Source organism: Herbaspirillum lusitanum P6-12, from assembly GCF_000256565.1.
Lineage (GTDB): Bacteria > Pseudomonadota > Gammaproteobacteria > Burkholderiales > Burkholderiaceae_D > Herbaspirillum > Herbaspirillum lusitanum.
In genome coordinates, this window is record NZ_AJHH01000471.1 from 1 (window position 1) to 1,421 (window position 1,421).

Annotated in this window: 2 pseudogenes; one reads left to right on the forward strand and one right to left on the reverse strand. The window is 61.2% G+C overall.

Going from position 1 to position 1,421, the window contains the following annotated elements:
* Nucleotides 1-375: pseudogene (locus tag HLUSI_RS28920) on the forward strand (hypothetical protein); the annotation flags it as partial.
* Here the strand turns inward: HLUSI_RS28920 and HLUSI_RS0115500 are convergent.
* Nucleotides 288-1,349: pseudogene (locus HLUSI_RS0115500) on the reverse strand (class I tRNA ligase family protein); the annotation flags it as partial. The pseudogenes HLUSI_RS28920 and HLUSI_RS0115500 overlap by 88 nt on opposite strands.
* Between the last annotated feature and the right edge of the window lie 72 nt (nt 1,350-1,421).

Consider the following 1,421-nt stretch of genomic DNA (forward strand, 5'->3'; position numbering starts at 1 on the left):
GTGGATGTGGCCGACGCCGGTGAATACCTCGCTGAAATCCTGCAAGCGACGGCGACGCTGCCGGTGCTGCTGCTGGCGGACGACACGGCTGCCGAACTGGCGGCGTTGTCGGACTACGCCGGCCGGCGCCTGGTCGAGAGCGAGTTCAAACCCTTGCGTCGCCAGGCCCTTGCCGCGCGCGTGGCCTTGCTGCTGCAGCGCGCCTATCCCGACCACGATGCGCGGCAGGTGCAGCAATTCGGCGACTATCGTTTTGAAACGCCCGCGCACGTGGTCACTCATGCGGGCGTGCCGGTCACGCTGACGCAAAAGGAATTCGCGCTGGCGTTGCTGCTGTTCGCCAGCATCGGCTTGTCGGCGGTCGCCAGCGGATGATGGAAGGCGATCAGCGACAACGCCTCGCCCTTGGCGGTGGCGATGATCTTGCCTTCCAGTCCAAAGCGTTGCAGGCAGGATTCGACCAGGTCGTTGGCCAGGATCAGCAGCGTCGGCTTGCCATTGCGCTCGGTCTGCACCAGCGCGTAATCGAACTCCGGATGCACGTTCAGCGCCTGGTTGGACGGGATGGTCCATGGCGTGGTGGTCCAGATGACGACGTAGCCTTTATCCGTTGGCAGCTTGCTCAGGCCGAAAGCCTTGGCGATCTTGTCGTGTTCCGCGAAGGGAAAGCCGACGTCGATGGCCGGGTCGCGCTTGTCCTGGTATTCCACTTCCGCTTCCGCCAATGCGGAGCCGCAGTCGAAACACCAGTTGACCGGCTTCAGGCCGCGATAGACGTAACCCTTCTCCAAAATCGTGCCGAGTGCGCGCAGCTCATCGGCTTCGTTGGAGAAATTCATGGTCTTGTAAGGATTGTCCCATTCGCCCAGCACGCCCAGACGGATGAAATCCTTCTTTTGCAGCTCGATCTGTTCGTTGGCGTAAGCGCGCGCCTTGGCTTGCACTTCGGCCACCGGCAGGTTCTTGCCGTATTTCTTCTCGATCTGGATTTCGATGGGCATGCCGTGGCAATCCCAGCCCGGTACGTATTGCGCGTCGAAGCCGGCCATGTTGCGGGCCTTGACGATCATGTCTTTCAGGATCTTGTTGACGGCGTGGCCCAGATGGATCTCACCGTTGGCATACGGCGGACCGTCATGCAGGATGAACTTCGGGCGGCCGGCCGATGCCTGGCGGATGCGCTGATAGAGCTTCTTGCTTTGCCATTCCTTGACCCATTGGGGCTCGCGCTTGGCGAGGTCGCCGCGCATCGGGAAGGCAGTCTCGGTCATGTTGACCGGATACTTGCCGGCCGGCTTGCCTTCAGGTTTGCCCTGCTTGTTTGACTTGGAGGATTCGTTGTTCGACATAAGTTGTTTTCAGTTAAATTCTGGAAATCGGTAACGGCCCAGGGCCGCTTTGTCGACACCGCCGCCGGACGC